Origin of the sequence: Streptomyces sp. NPDC102259 (genome assembly GCF_044766465.1) — a bacterium.
In the GTDB taxonomy this organism is placed as follows: domain Bacteria; phylum Actinomycetota; class Actinomycetes; order Streptomycetales; family Streptomycetaceae; genus Streptomyces.
Genome location: NZ_JBIWMA010000015.1, coordinates 189,515 through 208,262, shown reverse-complemented (window position 1 = coordinate 208,262; position 18,748 = coordinate 189,515). Strand labels below are relative to the sequence as shown.

Sequence of the window (18,748 nt, the reverse complement as noted above, 5' to 3'; positions counted from 1 at the left end):
GAGGCCCTGCCTTCATGCGCGTATCGCCGGAAGATCACCCGACCAGGAACACTGTTCGATCCACACGTTCCAAGATCGGTTGAGATACGGCTTCTAAGGAGACCACCGGCCACCGGACGCCGCCGCGCCTTCGGGAGCGTCGAAATCCCGGACACTCCGCGGAACGCGGCGCCCACGTTGCTTCCGACGGAGCGCGGGCCCCTGCCAGAACCCACGTCAGTGCGGGGACAGCGCCAGAAAGCGGCCGGACAGCGGCCGGCCCTTCGATGGCCGGGGTGAGGGACACACCGGCGCGACCGGCTCGAGCCCTCACCAGTCATCCCACCGACGAAGGACGGCACAGAACATGAGCCAGGAATCCACGCCCGCCCTGCCCCAGCGGGCACTCGAGGCACTGACGGCGCAGATCGCCGGGACGGTCTGCACGCCCGGCGACGCCGACTACGCCCGGGAGGTCTCCGCGTTCAACCTGCGCTCGCGGACACGGTCGGCGCTCGTCGTGGCCGCCACGACCTCCGACGACGTACAGGCGGCGATCCGGTTCGCCACGGCACACGGGCTCGGGGTCGGCGTCCTGTCGACCGGCCACCACCCGTACCCGCCGAACACGAGCGACGGATCCCTCCTGATCACGACGCGCGCCATGCGGGCCGTCCACATCGATCCGGCGACGGCCACCGCCCGGGTCGAGGCCGGAGCACTCTGGGGCGACGTCGTGGGCCCGGCCCAGCGCTACGGGCTGGCCCCGCTCAACGGCTCCAGCGCCGGCGTGGGCGTGGTCGGGTACACGCTCGGGGGCGGGCTCAGCCCGGTGCTGGGCCGTGCGTACGGCTGGGCCGCCGACCACGTCCGCGCGATCGCCGTGGTCACGGCCGACGGCGCGTTGCGCCACGTGACGGAGCAGTCGGATCCCGCCCTGTTCTGGGTACTGCGCGGAGGCGGCAGCAACTTCGGGGTCGTGACGGCGCTGGAGTTCTCCCTGTTCCCGGTGAACACGTTCTACGGGGGTGGCATCTTCCATCCGGCGGAGCGCGCGGAGTCCGTGCTGCACGCCTACCGGCAGGTCGCGGCGCAGGCCCCCGACGAGCTGACGGTGTCCGTCGCCCTGCTCAACTTCCCACCCCTGCCGCAGATCCCGGAGTTGCTGCGCGGCCGGTTCGTCGTTCACGTGCGGGTGGCGTACCTCGGCGCGGACACCGAGGCCGAGGAACTCATCGCTCCGCTGCGCGCGGTCGGCACCCCGCTGGCGGACACGATCGGCCGGCGCGGGTACGACACGTTCGCCGAGGTGCACCAGGACCCGACCGAGCCGGCGCCGTACGAGGACCGGAGCGTGCTGCTGACGGAGCTGACACCGGGCGGCGTCGCCGCCGTACTCGACCGGGTCGGGCCCGCCTCCGCCAGTGCGGTCACCGTGCTGGAGATCCGGCATCTGGCGGGTGCCCTGGGCAGGGAACCGCGGCTGCCCAGCGCCACCGGAGCGCGAGACGCCGCCTTCATGGTGTGGGGAGCGGTGGTCGGACCGCCGGACGTGGTCGATGCGGGTATCGACCGGATGAACTCGCTGCTGAAGGACCTCACCCCTTGGTCCACCAGTCGCCTGTACCAGAACTTCACGTCCCGGGAGGCGGTCGCCGCCGACGTGTTCGACCCGCCTGTCCTGGCCCGCCTGCGGCGGATCAAGCAGCAGTACGACCTCGGGAACGTCTTCCGTGCCCACAACCGCAACATCCCGCCGGCGCTGTCACCGCATGCGCGGGCTTCAACGGCACCTGCACAGGTGACGAGTCGTCCGTCCTCGGACAGCGTCCTGGTGACCACGACCCAGCAGCCGGATTCGGGAAGTGCCGGCACCTCGATCACGAGATAGCCGAGCAGCGCCTTCTCCGGCACGGAGGAGTGAGCGGCTGTGCGTCAGGCGGAGTCAGGCGGAGTCGGACGGCAATGCGCCGAGAACGGCCGCGAGGGCATGCGGGTCGCGGCGGGCGATGTTGTGGCCGACGGGGATCTCGTGAACCCGCCAGCCCGAGTCGTCGCGCAACCGCTCGGTCAGGGTCACGAACGGGCTGCCCGCCCACGCGCCACCGCTGATGAACGTTCGGCCGGGCGCACGGCTGGGGTTGCCTCCCAGCCTGATCGACTGGACGAAGCTCGCCAGTGGGTGCGGTCGCGCGCGAGGGTCGAGTCCTTCGGGGACTGCGACCCATCGACCGTCGGCGCGGGCACCGGCCATGAACAACCCCCGGAAGCCGTCGCTGGTCAAAGACCAACACGAATCCCCGTCGTCCGGGACGTAGGCGTCGATGAAGACGAGCTGATCGAGGCGGCCGCCGAGCCGATCCGCGACACCGGCGATCACCATCCCGCCGTAGCTGTGCCCGCACAGCGCGACAGGTGTTCCGTCGCCACGGTCGATGATCTCGGCCACCTGGGCGATATGGGTGTCGAGGTTCGGCGGACGGTCCACATCGGCTGGGCCGTCCGGCTCCAACCCCGCCAGGGTCACCGCCTCGACGTGGTGACCGTCTCGGTGCAGCTCAGCAGCCACCGAGTCGAACGCCCAGCCGCCTTGCCAACCACCCGGCACCATCACGAACTTCACCGCGTCATCGTAGGTCAGTAGAACCCGACGTGTACTGCTGGTGGTCAGACGCCTGGGCGACGCTCGGGCCGGCGGCGGGCCGCCGGATCCTGGTCGTGCTGCACGCCGGCATCCAGTACCTGCCCCAGGAGCTGGCCCTCAGGACCCCTTACGTGGCGAGCTGTTGGTGCTGGTGCTCTCGCGCCTGGCGGTCAGGATGGCTGGACTTGGTCGAAGAGGGCGACGGCTTCGGCGGGGTCCGGGCTCACGAGGCGTTCCAGACCGGCCGTCGTGATCTTCGCCCACCTGCCGGCCCGTGCCCACATCTGTTCCTCAAAGGCGCGGACGGTCTCGTCCAGATCTCCGGGGCCGGTGGCGATGGCCTCGGCGAGTTCGGCGCCTTCCAGCATCGCGAGGTTCGCGCCCGCCCCCAAGGGGGGCATCAGATGGGCGGCGTCGCCCAGCAGCGTCACCCCGGAGACGTGGGTCCAGGTATGGGAGACGGGCAGGACGTAGAAGGGGCGGTGGACGAAGGCGGTGCCCTTGCGGAGGAGGTCGAGGACGGGAGCGGCCCAGCCGTCGAACAGAACCCGCAGACTCGATCGCACGGCCTCGACGTCGGCCAGGTCCAGGTTCGCGTGCCAGTCCAGCGGCGCGCGGAATTTGGTGTACACCTTCACGTGGCCGCCGCTGTTGCGCTGGGCGACGAGGCTTCGGTTCACGCCGTACACGGCCATGGAACCGTCGCCGATCAGTCGGGCGAGGTCGGGGTGGCGGGTGTCGACGTCGTCGAGGGAGGTCTCGATCGAGGTGACGCCGGTGTAGTGCGGCGTCACCGACGAGACTGCCGGGCGGACCCGGGACCATGCGCCGTCCGCGCCGACCACGAGGTCGAACGTCTCCTGTCGCCCGTCCGCGAAATGGACCAGTGCACCATCCCGGGTCCCCGGCACCACCTGCGTCACGCCCCGGCCCCACTGGACGTCGAGAGGGCCGAGCAGCAGGTCACGGAGTTGCCTGCGGTCGATCTCGGGATTGGCCCGGTCCTCTGGACGGGGTCGCCAGTCGCGCAGGACGGTCCCGTCCGTGTCAAGGATGCGCATGGCCTGTCCCTCAGGACGAGACACCGCCTGGAATTCCGCCAGCAGCCCTGCCTTGTCCAGCGCGAGCTGGCCCAGCCCTTCGTGCAGGTCCAGCGTGCCGCCCGGAGGGCGGGCGTCGGGCGTGGGATCGCGTTCGAGGACGGTGACAGGGTAGTCGTGGCGGTGCAAAACGCGGGCGAAGGTTAAGCCGGCGGGGCCACTGCCGACCACGGCGATGCGATGTCTCATGTCGATACACTGTATTTCCTCATTACAATGCATCGCAACAGTACGATGTGGCCATGACTGTGTGGGACCGGCCGGAGCCGCCGACTCGCCCCGTGCCGCTCGACCGGGAGCGGATCGTCGCCGCCGCCATCGCGCTGGCCGACGAGGGCGGGCTGGAGGCGGTGTCGTTGCGCAAGGTCGCCGCCCGGCTGAACGCCGGCCCGATGCGGCTGTACGGATACATCTCCACCAAGCAGGAGCTGTTCGACCTCATGGTGGACGAGGTCCATGCCGAGATCCTCCCCGAGGAGCGGCCCGGAGACTGGCGGGAGGCGCTGCGCATCCTCGCCCACCGCACCAGGCAGGCCGCTCTCCGCCACGAATGGCTGGCCGACCTGCTCGGCGGCCGCCCGACCCTGGGCCCGAACGGCCTCGCCGTGACCGAGGCCAAGCTGGCCGCCCTCGACGGCCTCGCCGACATCGACACCGTCATGCGCGCCGTGGAGACCGTCAGCGCCTACGTCACCGGCGCGATCAGGCGCGAGATCGCGAACCGGCGGGCCGAGCACACCACGGGCCTGTCCAAGCGCGACTGGCAGCGCGCCTCCGGCCCGCATGTGACGAGAATGCTGGCCACGGGCCGCTTCCCGGCGCTGGCCAAGGCCGTGTACGACGGCACGCACGTGGACGCCGAGACATCCTTCGCGACCGGCCTGGACTGGGTCCTCGACGCCGTGGCCGCCAAACTCGCCCCGCCGGCGTGACGCTCAGCTCCTGCCGAATGTGAGCGAGGTCGGGGTCGGTGTCCACGGGCCGTGCGGGCTTGCGCCGCCACCACTTCATGACGTTGGTGCTGCCATCGGGGAGCCGGGAGCGTCCGCTTCGGTCAACGGCCAGTTCTCGAAGACGGCTACAACCTCGCCTACCAGGCCGGACATCGGGCCGCCCGACGCCGACGGGCGAGGACGTGTGCCAGGCGATGCGCGCGAACGGATTCCTCTCCCCCGTGATCTTCCTGACCGCCCATCACCGCTTCCGGCGGCATCGTGCGCCGCCGCGAGCTGGTCCGGGCGGCCTGGCCCGAGGGCGCCCAAGTCCACGAGAACACCCTCGACCAGTACCTGACCCGACTGCGCCGCAAACTGCGCGAGGCGGGCAGCGACCGAACGATCGGCACAGCCCGCGGGGCGCGCAGGAGGAAGGGACGGTCCAGTCCAGCGGTCTGCACTGTCTGCGCTACCGCTTCGACCCCACCGTCATGGCCGCTGCGGAGCACGTGGCCCTACGGTTCGAGTCGGCCCCATTCTGACGGTCTGAAGTGGCCCCACCCGGAGGTCGTTCGGGGCCGTGTGACGGTTTGAAGTGGCTCTGGTTGTCGGTGTGAGGTGGCCCCATCGGTGCCTGGTGGCATGATCGCGACATGACTGCAGTGCTGCCGCGGACGATTCGGGCCGTCGACACCGAGCGGCTTCTGCTGCTGGAGGAGGAAGCGGCGCGTTTGGGCTTCAGCCAGCGGCTTCCGGCCGACTGGCTGCGGGAGCACGCGGGGGCCGAGGCGGTGCACTATCTGTTCCCGGCGATGGAGCATCGGCTCACCCATCGTCCGGACGTGCCACCGCAGTGGCGGTGCGAGCTGTTGCTCACGGTCCGGACCGGCGAGGAGGTGTTGAGCCTGCTCGATGTCTTGCCGGCCACTTTCCAGGAGCTGCCGGAGACACTGGACGCGACAGCCAAGTCGGACATCGCGGCCCGTATGAAGCGTGCGCTCGCCGTGCGGGAATGGGGCGAGCGGGAGGGGTGATCCTGTTGCGGCGCGGGCCGGCCCGCAGCCGCGTCTCGCGGTGCGGGTCCAGCCGTCGCGGGCGGCAGGCACAACTGCCGGTTGCCGCCGGGGAATCCGCGGCAGAGGTGCTGCGTCGTCAGCCCTGTCCCGGCGGCTCGGACGCGGTCACGGGCGACCGCGAACCACGTCCGGCGCTATGTCCTCGCGGAACCCGCCGTCCGCCGCTGCCGCGGTCCTCAGGGACGCCGCTGTCGGGGCGGTGCCGCAGAAGGTCGCCTCCAACGTTCCGCCCAATGTGGCGTTCACCGTGCCGTTGTTGGAGGTGTTGGCCATGGAGGTCATGGTGCGGCTGCCGTCAGAAGTGCCGAACGCCCAGGTGTAGTAGCCCTGCACCGTGCCGGTGTGCCCGTAGACCGTCACACCACAGGACAGCTTCCTGGCGCGCAGGCCCAAACCGTAGGACTGGCTACCGTCCGCGTTGACGGGGACCATGGTCGTCATCTGCCGCAGCGCACTCTGCGGGAGCAGGGCGCCGGAGAGCAGGGCGCTGAAGAACGTGTTGAGATCTTCTGCATTGGAGATGATCGCCCCGGCGGACTGCGCCCAGGAGACCGTCTGCTCCGTGGAATCCACCAGGGGAAGCGTGGTGTCGTCCGGCCGCAGGTAGCCGCGAGAGGCGGATCCGGCGATGTCGGTCAGGGGGTGGACATAGGAGGTGTTGGTGAGGTTGAGCGGCTCGAAGATGCGCTGTCGGTACTGCTCGGCGACCGACTTCCCCGTGAGGCGCTCGATGATCTGGCCGATCACCACGAAGTTGGTGTTGGAGTAGCTGTAACCGGATCCGGGCGTCATGGTCAGTGGATACGCCGTCGACTTGTTGATCAGTTCCTGGAAGCTGAACGTCTTGTTCCGCACCGCTTCGAAGCCTGGAACGGTGGAGTAGAACATATCGTTGGTGTAGTCGTAGAGCCCGCTGCGATGACTGAGCAGATGCCGCACGGTGATGGAGGCGCTCGGCAAGGGAGTGGGCAGGTACGTGTTGGCCGGTGCGTCCAGGTCGACGAGGCCCTCGGAGACCAGTTGCATCAGGACGACTGTGCTGAAGGTCTTGGTGACGCTTCCGATGCGGAACCGTCGGCCGGTGTCCATTCTGGCCCCGGTGGCCGTGTTCGCCTTGCCGCTCGCGACGCCGTAGTAGGTGGCCTGGTCGTCGATGAGCGTCAGTGCGCCCGGCGCGCCCTGCGCCATGGCCTGTCGCTGTACGGCGCGAACGGCCTCGATGTTCGGCGCCGCTAATGCGGCGGCGTGTGAGGGTGTCGCGAGGGTAGCGAGCGTGACACCTGCGAGGACGACGCCAATTGCTCGAATGCGCATACAAAACCTTCTCTGGGTAAGGCCGGCGAGTGCCGAACCGACGCTGGAGGAGTTTCGGTGCCGCTCTTCGTTCTGGTGGCGGGGCGGTGGCGCTGGCGGTGCGGTGGCGCTGGGGTGCGGAGGCCGGGCTGATCCGGTGCTCCGTGTGCAGCCCGTCGAACATCATCGGCTTGATGGATCATTGACACCCTAACCGCCGTCCATGCCTGGCGGGTTGGGGCTCGAGAATCTTGATGGGCGTCGTCCGAGCGGTCGGATTCGGATGCGTCCACCTGAGTGTCGTGAGGGGTGAGGCCGGACCGGTCGGAGTCGCCCCAGCGGACCCGGACGTTCCTGACCCCTTGTCGCCGATCTGCCCGAGGCGGTGGCGGACGCCATCGTGAGCGTCGCGGTGCGGGGGTTCGCAGCGAAGGCTTTCGGCCGTGTTCGGTCTGCGCGATGTGTGTTCCTGCTGTCCAGCCTTCCGCAACGGGTGGCCTATGCAATCTTCTGTACCTTTCACGAACCCGAAGGGGAGGGGCTGATTCCTGCCCGCATGGTGCGGAAGTCAGGGGGAACCGCACGGATTTTTGTGCGATTCCTGTGGCACTTTGTGGGCGCCTGGTGACCACTGGGGTCGCTGGGGTTGCCTTTCCAATGGGGGGAAGTCATGCACAAGCGTGCCTTCGGCATGCCGTTTCGGTGTGCCCGTAGAAAATCAGCCGCTCTCGCCGCCTCGGCGATGGTGGCCTCGGCGGCGCTGGCCCTGTCGGCGCTGCCGGCCGCCGACGCGGCCGCCGACGACACCAGGCCTGCCTCGGTGTGGGGTTCGGACAGTCCCGACTTCGCCATGCCGGCGGTGAAGGCCGGCCCGAACAAGCCTGTGGCCTCGCAGGCCGCGAAGAACCCGACGGACGATGTGCTGCTGCCCTGGGCGAAGGAGCAGCGCGCGCACGCCGACGGTGCACCGGCGAACAAGGCCAAGTCGTCCAGCGCCACGGAAGCCGCCTCGGTGCTCAACATCATTCCCGAGGGGCAGGGGAACGTGCCCTGGCACCGCTACACGAGCTTCGCCATCACGGACGCGCTGACGGCGAAGATCGATTACTCGACCGGCAACCTGATGCTGACGGCGACGGACTTCGACATCGCGGGGGTAGGACAGCGCCTGACGCTGGCGCGGACCTACAACTCGTTGGACGCGCCGTGGGGCAAGATCTCGCAGCGCTGGTGGCAGCAGTACGAGCGCTACCTGTCGATCTCGTCCACCGAGACGGTCTTCTACGACGCCTCCGGCGCCACCGTCCGCTTCACCAAGAACAGCGACGGCTCTTTCACCACCCCTAAGGGCTATTCCGAAGACCTGAAGAAGAACGCCGACGGCACGTACACGCTGACGAAGTGGAAGTCGGGCGGGACGGAGACCTACGACACCAACGGCACGCTGACGAAGGTCACCGACCGCAACAAGGGCACGATCACCGTCACCCAGCACGACGAAAGCGGCGAGCACAAGGGCTTCAAGCTGACCGAGACCCGCTCGGGCCGCTGGGTCGACCTGCTCAAGACGGACGCATCCCAGTGGCAGGCCAAGGACAACACCGGCCGCACCGCGGTGTTCAACCTCGACGGTGCGGGCAACCTGGCCACCACCACGGACACCGAGGGCAAGACGATCACCTTCCGCTACGACACCTCGGGCCGCGTAGACAAGATCAGCACCGCCGAGGGCCGGGTCACGGTCTTCACTTATGACGACGCCAACCGCGTCACCTCCATGCTGCGCGGCACGGGCTTCAACAGCGACGGCCACACCGGCCCCACGTGGACCTACGCCTACAGCGTCACCTCGCCGACGGCGGCGGGCATCACCACCGCCACCGACCCGGAGCTGCACGCCACCAAGTACACCCATGACGGCGACGGACAGGTCACCGAGGTGCTGGACGCGCTTCAGCACAAGCGCTCCACGAAGTTCGACACCAACCACAACATCGACACCGCCACCGACGCCATGGGCTCGGGCACCACCCCGGGCAACGTCACGGACTACGGCTTCAACTCCCGCAACAATCTGGAGACCGCCGTCGCGCCGACGGGCGGAAAGACCGCCAACAGCTGGCAGACCATCGCCGGCGGGGACGTGCCCAAGGACTCCACCAACCCCGACGGCGAGAAGACCGCCTTCACCTACGACACGGCCGGCAACACCAAGTCGGTGGCCCAGACCGGAACCGGCGGCGGCAGCGTCTCCTACGACTACAACCCCGCCACGGTCACCTGCGGCGGCTTCGAGGGCCAGCGCTGTGCGCAGAAGACCAAAATGACCTCCGCCAAGACGGTGGAGACCGACTTCCACTACGACTCCAAGGGCAACCTGGAGTGGGCCCAGGCGCCCGCGCCACTGGGCAGGACGACCTACACCTACGACGCGCTGGGCCGCACCGCGACCGTCACCGACGCCCGCGGTGTCACGGTCACCTACACCTACGACAACCTCGACCGGATCCGCACCGTCACCGCGCCGAACGCGGCCAAGGTCGAGTACTTCTACGACGGTGACGGCAACCTCAGGCAGCGCTCGGACGGCACCGGCACGATCACGTACGACTTCGACCCGCTCCAGCGTGAGACGGTCCGCCACCTCCAGGACGGCTCCCAGACCCTGCTCGCCTACACCGCGGCGGGCAACGTGGACTACTACCAGGACCCGGCCGGCACGGTCGACTACACCTGGAACGAGGTCAACAAGCTCAAGGAGCTCAAGGATCCCCAGGGCCGGGTGACGACGTACACCTACGACAACAACGACGTCCGCAAGACGACCACCTACCCCGGCGGCACGGTCCAGACGGTCGGCGTGGACAAGTCCAGCCGCCCGCAGACCATCAAGGTGACCTCCGACCAGGGCACCCTGGTCGACCTCGCCTACACCTACGGTTACGGCACGAACAGCGGCACCGACGGCAGCAAGATCCGCACCTCGACGGACAACGTGACCGCGCTGAAGCGCACGTACAGCTATGACGGAGCGGGCCGCTTCTCCTACGCCAAGGAGGAGAAGTCCGGCACGGTCACCGACTCCTGGCAGTACTGCTACGACCTGGCCGGCAACCTCACCTCCCAGGGCACCGACGAGGGCTGCCCGCGCGGCACCACCTACACCTACAACGACGCCCAGCAGCTGACGAGCAAGTCCAGCACCACGGGCACCTGGTCCTACGACAAGATCGGAAACGAGACCGCCGCAGCCTCCACCGACGACTACGTCCGCACCGGCGAGACCTGGTCCGACCACTCGCAGATGACATCGATCACGGTCAACAGCAAGACCTACGCCAGCCAGTACGGCTCCACCGACCAGAGCGAGCGCGTCAATCTGGGCGACACGTACTTCCACAACGGCCCTCTGGGGCTGGCCGCCAAATCGACAGCCGGCGTGGACATGGGCTTCAACCGCGAGCCCGGGGGCACGTTGAACTCCATGACGACCGGGGGCAAGACCTACTACTACCTCACCGACGCCATCGGTTCCGTGGTCGGCCTCGCGGACGAGGACGGCAACAAGGTCGACACCTACACCTACAGCCCCCGCGGCGTACGCATCCTGGCCCAGTCCTCCGAACCGGTCGCCCAGCCCTACCGTTTCGCCGGCAACTACCAGGACCCCACGGGCCTCTACCACCTTCAGGCCCGCTACTACGACGCCAACATCGGCCGCTTCACCCAGCCCGACCCCTCCGGCCGGGAGAAGAACCCTTACCTCTACGCCGAGGGCGACCCCGTCAACCGCATCGACCCGGAGGGACTGTTCAGTTTCTCGGACGTCATCGACGTCGGCAGTCGCATCGTCGGGGATGCGGCCGGTTGCCTTGCCGGGGTGGGTGCGGCGTCCGAAACCGGCATCACCCAGGCCGCGACCGTGTTCTTCGGGCCGGCGGGAACCGTCGGGTCGGTCATCACTTCCTGCGCCGTCGGTGTAGCGGCGGCAGAGATGAACGCGGACATCCTGAGTTACGGATGAAGCGCTGAACACTGACAAACAGCAATCATCCCTCCGGGCGGGCACTTCTTCGGTACCCGCCCGGAGGCCACGACCTGACAGGTCCTGACGAGGAGGCATCCATGCCGGCGAAGCCTGAGACGACGTTGAAGATCTTCATCATCGTGGCGGCGGTCTTCGGAGTGACCGCCATCATCTGGGGTGCCGGCGCGGGCAACTACGTGATGCTCGCGGCCGGTGTCGTCGCCACCGCCGGGGCGCTCAGCTTCGCCGTGGCGATGACGCGCCGTCGGATGACACGAAGGTGACCCCGCAGCCTTTCGCGGATCGCGTCGGAGCGTGTCGCGGACCGGCTCGCGACCACCTGTGAGATCACCCGTACCCGGCCGTCCGTGACCGACGGTCGGGTACGGCCCTCTGCCCACCCGGCGTCAGCCGGGCCCTTCTCGCGTTTCCTGGATCCGAGCGGCATACGTAGAGCAGGCGTGTCCGGGCTCGAAGCGGCTCGCCGTGTGAGGGGAACGACGACCCGAACTCTCCGACGTCCTACCCTCGTTGGCCCGCGGTCCGATCGTTGGCGCCGCCTCAAGAGCGTCGCCTCGTGATCGTCGTACGACCTCACGAGTCGCTGGTCCCGCCTGAGGTCACGTCCATGTCGTCGCCAGCCAGGCGGTTACGGCCGCCGTGAGAAGGAGCGTGAGGTTGAGGGCGATCTGTCGGTCTCCGCGGCTCAGGTGAACCCTGGTCGCTCCGATCTGAAGGATCACGAACCCGATGGCCGCGGCCAGGGCCGACCAGGGCGCGATCCCGGTCAGTGGCGGGAGGATCAGCCCGATCGCGCCGAGCACTTCGATCAGCCCGATGGCCCTGACGACCGGCATCGGCGTGCTGTCCACCCAGGCCATCATCGGTTGGAGCTGCTCACGGCTCCGGACCATTTTCACCCCGCCCCCGTAGAGGTAGAACAGAGCGAGCGGACCGGCAACGATCCAATAAGCGACGTTCACGATTCCCTTCCATGGGTCGGATGCAAGTGCCCCTCGTCACCGGGAGCACCAATAAGGGCACAGGCACGTACGTCGTCGTGCCCATGCAATTTCGGCCGGTAGGAGCACGAGGTCCCCGGCCGTCACGGAGCCGGTGCGGGCAGTCAGACAGCGTTGCCCTCCCCGCCGTCAGGCGAAGTCGGTGGCGGGCTCAGTGGCGTAGCGGCTCATCGTCTCGTCGGTCATGTGTCGATTTCACGGCCGGGGCGCCGCGACTGTCCAAGACCCATTCTGTGACCTCGATACCGTGCGGGTATCGTCGCAGCATGGAGCTACGCACACTGCGCTATTTCGTGGCGGTCGCCGAGGAGCTCCACTTCGGCCGGGCCGCCGCCCGACTGCACATGAGTCAGCCCCCGTTGAGCCGGGCGATCAAGCAGCTGGAGTCCGAGGTCGGCGCCGCGCTGTTCGACCGGTCCTCCTCCGGCGTCAGCCTCACTCCGGTGGGGGCGGTGCTGCTCGACGAGGCGCGCTCCCTGCTCGACCAGGCCGACCGGGTACGCGCACGCGTGGCCGCGGCGGCCGGCGCCGCAACCATCACCGTCGGCCTCCTGGGTGACAGCACCGACCCGGGCGCGACCCGGCTGGCCCGCGCCTACCACCGACGGCACCCGCGTGTTGAGGTCCGCGTCCGCGAGACCGACCTGACCGATCCCACCTGCGGGCTGCACGCCGGACTGGTCGACGTCGCCCTGACCCGCGGGCCGTTCGACGAGACCGGCCTGACCGTGCACGAGCTGCGTGCCGACCCGGTGGGCGCGCTGCTGCGCGCCGACGACCCGCTGGCCCGGCGCGGCAGCCTGAAGCCGGCCGACCTGGCGGACCGCCGCTGGTTCCTCTTCCCGGAGGGCGCCGACCCCCTCTGGCAGTCGTACTGGAACGGCGGGGAGCCCCGCGAGGGTCCGGTGGTGCGTGCCGTCCAGGAATGTCGGCAGGCCGTGCTCTGGAACGGCACGGTCGGCATGACTCTCCTGGACCACGAGCCGGGAGAGGGGCTCGCCGTGGTACCGCTGATCGACATGCCGCCGAGCCGGGTGGTGGTGGCATGGAACGAGGGCGACAGCAATCCGTTGATCCGCTCGTTCCTCCAGACCGCGATCGCCGCCTACCGCAACTGAGCGCCTCACCCGGCCCGTCGGCGCGGCCGGCACAACCTGCACCTGCACACCACCAAGCGCGACCAGGCCGAACTCGTGTTCAGCCGCTGACACCGCACCGGGTTCCGTGCCCGGGTCATCAGAGCAGTCCTTGATCGCGTCGCAGCCGGTCGGCCGCGACGCGATCGCCACGAGGGCGGTCGGTGCACCTGCTCGGAAATGAGGGTTCGCGATGTCACAGAGGCAAATCCGGCTCGAAGCCGGGTTTGCCTCGTACAGACGGACTTGCCGATGCCTTGACGATCCGTTCCAGGCACGTTCAACCCGCTGTCCCCGCCTGCGTCGTATGCCACCCCTAAGTTCCTTCACCGTTGCGGAAGAAGGGACTCATGGACACACTCCTCGCCGTCCGGGCTCGCGGGATCACCAAGTGCTTCGACGACGTCGTCGCCCTGGACGGCATCGATCTGGATGTGACGCAGGGGCAGATCCACGGTTTGGTGGGACCGAACGGCGCCGGCAAGACGACTCTGCTCGGCCTCCTGCTGGGCCTGGCGGTCGCCGACAGCGGCCGCCTCGAGATCCTGGGTACGCCGGTCGGGCGGGCGCTCGCCGCTCCTGACGGTGTCGCAGGCTTCGTGGACGGGCCCGGACTCTACCCCTCGCTCACCGCCAGGCAGAACCTGGCCGCGTTGGCCGCGCTTCGCGGCAGCGACGCGCGGACAGCGGGCATCGACGACGTCCTCCACGAGGTCGGGCTCACCGAGGTCGCCGACGAGCGGACCCGCGGATTCTCGCTCGGCATGCGCCAGCGGCTCGGGCTGGCCGCCGCCCTGCTCACCAAGCCCCGGCTACTGGTGCTCGACGAACCCGCCAACGGCCTCGACCCGGCCGGCAAGAGGCACGTGCACGGTGTCCTCGACCGCCTCGCCGCGGACGGCACCGCCGTCGTGCTCTCGAGCCATCGCATGGACGACCTCGAGGCACTGTGCTCCGAGGTCACCATCCTCGCCACCGGACGGACCGTGTTCTGCGGCCCGTTGGACAAACTGGCCGCCGACAACCGTGCACTCGACTACCGGTTGGTCACCTCCGACCCTCAAGCCGCCCGGGCGCTGGCTGTCGGGACGGCCGGGATCGCCGTCGTCGGCGACACCGGGGCACGGAAGGGCGCCCAGGCGCTCGTCGTGCGTGCACTGGTGCCCGCCCTCGACGACCTGGTGGCGGGGCTCGTCCGCGCGGGCATCGCGGTGCGCGAACTCTCCCCCGTGGTGTCGCCGCTCGAAGCCGCCTTCCTCGCCCTCACCGACCAGCACCAGCACCAGCACCAGCAGGAGGCCGGCAGATGACCGCGACCACGGTCGAGGACCGTACTTCCGTCGTCGGCCGCGTCTCGGTGTCGCGCGGCTACCGCTTCGAGTTGGTCAAGCTGGTGTCGCAATGGCGGATCCGCTTTCTGGTCCTCGCCTGTTGGGTCGCGCCGGCGCTCTTCGTCGCGGCGGTGAGCCAACAGAGCACACTCCCCACCGACACCCTCTTCGGCCGCTGGATGCACGCCACGGGGTGGGCCGGACCGCTGGTGACGCTCGGTTTCGCGGGCACCTGGGCGCTCCCGCTGCTGACTTCGGTGGTCGCCGGCGACGTGTTCGCCTCCGAGGACCGGCTCGGTACCTGGCGCCATCTGCTCGTGGCGGTCCGCTCGCCTCGACGGATCTTCGTGGCGAAGTCACTGGCCAGTCTGACCGTCATCCTGCTGCTGGTGGCCGGGCTGGCCGGTTCGAGCACGGTCGGCGGGGTCCTGGCCGTCGGCGACCAGCCGCTGGTCGGCCTCGACGGTCATCTGCTGGCGCCGTCGGACGCCGCCGGGAAGGTCTTCCTCGCCTGGGCCTGTGTGCTCGCTCCGACCCTGGCCCTCGCGGGAATCGGACTGCTGGGGTCGGTCGCGTTCGGACGGTCCCCGATGGGACTGCTCCTGCCCGCGCTCGTCGCGCCTGCGATGCAGCTCGCCCAGATGCTGCCGCTTCCCGTCTCGGTACGCCTCGCCCTGCCCGGTTACGCCTTCCTCGCCTGGAACGGCCTGTTCACCAGCCCTGCGCAGCTCGGCCCGCTCCTCATCGGCATCGTTGTCAGCCTGGTGTGGGCCGTGCTCGCGACCGCGCTGGCCTATCGGCTCTTCCTGCGGCGGGACTTCACCGACCTGAGCTACGACGGCTCCGGGCGCCGCGCCCTCACCACCGCGCTCCTTCCGCTGACCGCACTGGTCGCCCTCACGGTCACGGTCATCGCCGTGGCGACCCCGTCCGTGGGTTCCGGAATCCAGCAGGAAAAGGTGCAGCGGTCGGTCGCCACGTCCTTCGCCCACCTCTACCGCCTACAGACGGAGCAGTTGGGCCGCCCCGCCGTCACCGAGGCGCAGTTGAAGGCCTCGGCGGCGTGCGACAAGGGCGCCGGCCAGATCGCCGCCGAGGGGCCGGGCAACGACTGGCGCTGCGTCGTCTCCTGGCACCTGCCCGGCGCCACCGTCACCGGGTCGGCCATCTACCAGCTCGACGTCGCCGCCGACGGGCGATACGTCGCCGACGGCGACGGACCGAAGGAAGTGAACGGCTACTTCCTGGTGCGGACCCCGATCGGCGACGCACCGAACCCGCTCTGGCAGTTCGACGGCAACGTCGAACTGATCACCACCCCTCCCCCGAAGGGATAGCTCCATGCAGGTAACACGGCAGCGTCGGATCAACGAGAAGGACGAGTTCACCCTTTTCGGCAGACGCGTCGGCCGCCGGACCTTGCTGCTGGCGGCGAGCACCGCCGTCGCCCTCGCCGTCACGGGCACCGCCGTCGCCCAGACGCATCAGTTCGGCACCCAGCAGGTCGGCCAGGTCACCGCCGACGGCCAGGTCGTCTCCGCCGACCAGCACATCGCCCCGTACGGCAGTCGCACCGTCATCGACGACGGCAAGATCATGTCGTCCTCGGTCAGCCCGGACGGCGCCCATCTCGCGGCCTCGATCACCGACGGCGACGCGTCGCTGGTGATCATGGACCTCGAGACCGGACAGGTGAAGCAGCGCGTCGGCACCTCCTCGGCGGACGATCTGAAGATCAGCAGTGGCGCGGTCGGCCAGGAGGGCCCGACGTACTCGCCCGACGGCAAGCAGCTGTGGCTCGGCCAGAGCGACGGCTACACCAAGTTCACCGTGAACGCCGACGGCACCCTCTCCAGCCCGACGGCCGTCTCCATACCGGCCGACGGCGCCCGGCACGCACTGGTGGGCGCGGCGGTGTTCTCGGCCGACGGCTCCACCGTGTACTCAGCGGTCAACGGCCAGAACCGGGTGGCCGCCATCGACGTGGCGACCGGAACCGTCAAGCAGAGCTGGCCCGTGGGCAACGCCCCCCGTGGCATCGCCATGGTCGGGAGCAAGCTCTACGTCAGCAACGAGGGTGGCCGTCCGGCCAGGTCCGGCGACTCCACGATCAACTCCTACGGCACTCAGGTGCCGGCGAACCCGAAAACCGGCGCCACCACCACCGGCACGGTCAGCGTCATCGATCTGGCAAGCCCGTCCGCCGCCGTCGGAAGCATCGGCGTCGGTCTGCACCCGACCGCGGTGTACGCCAAGAAGGGCGCGGTGTTCGTCACCAACACCGCCGACAACAGCGTGTCGGTCATCGATTCCCGCAAGGACAAGGTCGTACAGACCATCGCCACCCAGCCGTGGCCCGAGGCGAAGGTCGGCTACGAGCCCGACGCGGTGACGCTGACAGCCGACGGTCATCTGCTGGTGACGCTCGGCCGCGCCGACGCGGTCGCCGTCTACCGCTACAAGTCCGCCCAGGATCCCGCCAGTTACGTCGGCCTGCTCCCGACGGACTACTTCCCCGCGGAGATCGCCACCGTCGGCAACAAGGTGGTCGTCTCCCACACCCGTGGTATCGACGCCCGCCGTCCCGACAGCGCGGGCCACGGCACCCACGACACGACGTCGAGTCTGACGCAGTTCACGCTGCCGGACGACAGCGTGATCAGGGCCCAGACGGCCAAGGTCTTCAAGCAGAACGGCTGGACGCCCGGCTCGGTCACGACGGCCAAGACCACGAGCCACACCAAGCCGGTGCCGGTCCCGGCGCGGCTCGGCGACCCCTCGACGATCAAGCACGTCTTCCTGCTCGTCAAGGAGAACCGCACCTACGACCAGGTCTTCGGCGACATGCCGCAGGGCAACGGCGACTCGTCGCTGACACAGTTCGGTGAGAACGTGACGCCGAACCAGCACGCGCTGGCTCAGCAGTTCGGGCTGTACGACAACTTCTACGACATCGGCACCAACTCCGCCGAGGGCCACAACTGGCTGATGCAGTCCGACAACCCGGAGTACACCGAGTCCTCCGCCGGTGAGTACACGCGCAGTTACGACACCGAGGACGACGTGCTCGGCCACCAGAAGTCCGGCTTCATCTGGACGGGCGCGCAGGCGGCCGGGAAGTCCGTCAGGGACTACGGCGAGTTCCAGTCACTGGAGAGCAAGCCGTCCGGCGCCACGTGGCAGAACCTGTACTGCGACGCCAAGAACATGGCCGCGACCGGGCAGCAGACCGCCTACCCCATCCGGACGGGCTCGGCGATTCCGTCGCTCAACAAGGTGTCGGTGCCCGGCTTCCCGCTGTTCGACCTGAGCGTCCCGGACATCTACAAGTACCAGGTCTGGCAGCAGGACTTCGAGAAGAACGGTCCGGCGAACCTGAACATGTTCTGGTTCTCCAACGACCACACCGGTGGTCCGGCGAGCCCTGCCGCCGAGGTCGCGGACAACGACCTCGCGGTCGGCAAGATGGTGGACGAGATCTCGCACAGCAAGTACTGGAAGGACTCGGCGATCTTCGTCGTCGAGGACGACTCGCAGGCCGGCCTCGACCACGTCGACGGCCACCGTGCACCGGTCCAGGTCATCAGCCCCTACGCCCAGCACGGCACCGTCGACAACCACTACTACTCGCAGATCACGATGATCCGTACCATCGAGCAGATCCTCGGGATCCACCCGATGAACCAGAAGGACAGCGCCGCCACCCCGATGTTCGGCGCCTTCACCCCGAAGGCCGACAACACGCCGTTCAAGGCGGTGGCCAACCGCACCTCCCTGACCGACGGCCTCAGCACCCAGCCCTCGTGCGGCGCGGACATCCCGGCGCCGCAGAACCCCGATGCGGCGCCCGCGCCGAGGACGGCGAAGGTGCCGGCGGACCGGCAGAAGGTCGCGGCGCAGTGGAAGACCTGGGAGTCGCACCAGCGGCTGACCGGCCCCCATGCCGTGCCCGACTACGCGAACCCCGTCCAGATGAACCGGCTCACGTGGTACGAGACCCACAACTGGATCAAGCCGTACCCCGGCGACAGCAAGATCTACGCGCCGGACGACGTTCCGGGCGCCTACCTCCCGTCACCGGAGTCCGACGGCTGACGCGGCCCGCTCCCCCGAAGGGCCCCTGGGACTGGGACGGCATCACCGCAGACCCGGGGGCCCTTCGGGGCGGGCAGCAGAACGAGGTGGCTGCCGCACCGCGGGTGAGC

General features: G+C 68.9%; 13 protein-coding genes and 1 pseudogene. 10 read left to right on the top strand and 4 right to left on the bottom strand.

Going from position 1 to position 18,748, the window contains the following annotated elements; all coding sequences use genetic code 11:
- The first annotated feature begins 346 nt into the window (after positions 1-346).
- Entirely contained in the window at positions 347-1,870 is a 1,524-nt protein-coding gene (locus ACIRPU_RS30225) for an FAD-binding oxidoreductase (protein ID WP_403872771.1), read from the top strand.
- A gap of 54 nt (positions 1,871-1,924) precedes the next feature.
- Here ACIRPU_RS30225 and ACIRPU_RS30220 read toward each other — a convergent pair whose 3' ends face one another.
- Positions 1,925-2,602, bottom strand: a complete 678-nt coding sequence (locus ACIRPU_RS30220; protein WP_403872769.1) for an alpha/beta fold hydrolase — start codon at positions 2,600-2,602, stop codon at positions 1,925-1,927.
- Positions 2,603-2,793: 191 nt separating this feature from the next.
- Positions 2,794-3,912, bottom strand: a complete 1,119-nt coding sequence (locus ACIRPU_RS30215; RefSeq protein ID WP_403872767.1) for an FAD-dependent oxidoreductase — start codon at positions 3,910-3,912, stop codon at positions 2,794-2,796.
- Between the two features lie 53 nt (positions 3,913-3,965).
- Here ACIRPU_RS30215 and ACIRPU_RS30210 point away from each other — a divergent pair, with 53 nt between their 5' ends.
- From ACIRPU_RS30210 to ACIRPU_RS30200, 3 genes and pseudogenes are all read left to right on the top strand, one after another.
- A complete protein-coding gene (locus tag ACIRPU_RS30210; protein WP_403872765.1) occupies positions 3,966-4,655 on the top strand; it encodes a TetR/AcrR family transcriptional regulator in 690 nt (229 codons plus the stop codon).
- Positions 4,656-4,674: 19 nt separating this feature from the next.
- Positions 4,675-5,090: pseudogene (locus ACIRPU_RS30205) on the top strand (winged helix-turn-helix domain-containing protein); the annotation flags it as partial.
- A 221-nt stretch (positions 5,091-5,311) separates the two neighbouring features.
- Positions 5,312-5,692, top strand: a complete 381-nt coding sequence (locus ACIRPU_RS30200) for a hypothetical protein (RefSeq protein ID WP_403872763.1) — start codon at positions 5,312-5,314, stop codon at positions 5,690-5,692.
- A gap of 147 nt (positions 5,693-5,839) precedes the next feature.
- Here ACIRPU_RS30200 and ACIRPU_RS30195 read toward each other — a convergent pair whose 3' ends face one another.
- Positions 5,840-7,048, bottom strand: coding sequence for a serine hydrolase domain-containing protein (locus ACIRPU_RS30195; protein ID WP_403872761.1), 1,209 nt, complete (start codon positions 7,046-7,048; stop codon positions 5,840-5,842).
- Between the two features lie 721 nt (positions 7,049-7,769).
- Between ACIRPU_RS30195 and ACIRPU_RS30190 the strand changes: the two genes are divergently transcribed.
- Together ACIRPU_RS30190 and ACIRPU_RS30185 are read left to right on the top strand one after the other, a co-directional pair.
- Positions 7,770-11,051: an RHS repeat-associated core domain-containing protein gene (locus ACIRPU_RS30190; protein ID WP_403872795.1), complete on the top strand. Its 3,282-nt coding sequence runs from the start codon at positions 7,770-7,772 to the stop codon at positions 11,049-11,051.
- A gap of 101 nt (positions 11,052-11,152) precedes the next feature.
- Complete coding sequence (locus tag ACIRPU_RS30185; RefSeq protein WP_403872759.1) at positions 11,153-11,338, top strand: hypothetical protein; 186 nt, start codon at positions 11,153-11,155, stop codon at positions 11,336-11,338.
- A gap of 336 nt (positions 11,339-11,674) precedes the next feature.
- On the opposite strand, the gene ACIRPU_RS30180 is transcribed toward ACIRPU_RS30185, so the two are convergent.
- Complete coding sequence (locus ACIRPU_RS30180; RefSeq protein WP_403872757.1) at positions 11,675-12,037, bottom strand: DoxX family protein; 363 nt, start codon at positions 12,035-12,037, stop codon at positions 11,675-11,677.
- Between the two features lie 305 nt (positions 12,038-12,342).
- Between ACIRPU_RS30180 and ACIRPU_RS30175 the strand changes: the two genes are divergently transcribed.
- The 4 genes from ACIRPU_RS30175 to ACIRPU_RS30160 all read left to right on the top strand — a co-directional run bounded on the left by ACIRPU_RS30175 (position 12,343) and on the right by ACIRPU_RS30160 (position 18,638).
- Complete coding sequence (locus ACIRPU_RS30175) at positions 12,343-13,194, top strand: LysR family transcriptional regulator (protein ID WP_403872755.1); 852 nt, start codon at positions 12,343-12,345, stop codon at positions 13,192-13,194.
- A 368-nt stretch (positions 13,195-13,562) separates the two neighbouring features.
- Positions 13,563-14,522, top strand: a complete 960-nt coding sequence (locus ACIRPU_RS30170) for an ABC transporter ATP-binding protein (RefSeq protein ID WP_403872753.1) — start codon at positions 13,563-13,565, stop codon at positions 14,520-14,522.
- Positions 14,519-15,880 carry an ABC transporter permease gene (locus ACIRPU_RS30165; RefSeq protein WP_403872751.1) on the top strand — a complete coding sequence of 454 codons (1,362 nt, stop codon included), beginning with the start codon at positions 14,519-14,521 and terminating at the stop codon, positions 15,878-15,880. Before ACIRPU_RS30170 ends, ACIRPU_RS30165 begins: the two co-directional genes overlap by 4 nt.
- A gap of 4 nt (positions 15,881-15,884) precedes the next feature.
- Positions 15,885-18,638 (top strand): alkaline phosphatase family protein, encoded by a 2,754-nt coding sequence (locus ACIRPU_RS30160; RefSeq protein WP_403872749.1) that lies wholly within the window; start codon positions 15,885-15,887, stop codon positions 18,636-18,638.
- Positions 18,639-18,748 lie beyond the last annotated feature (110 nt).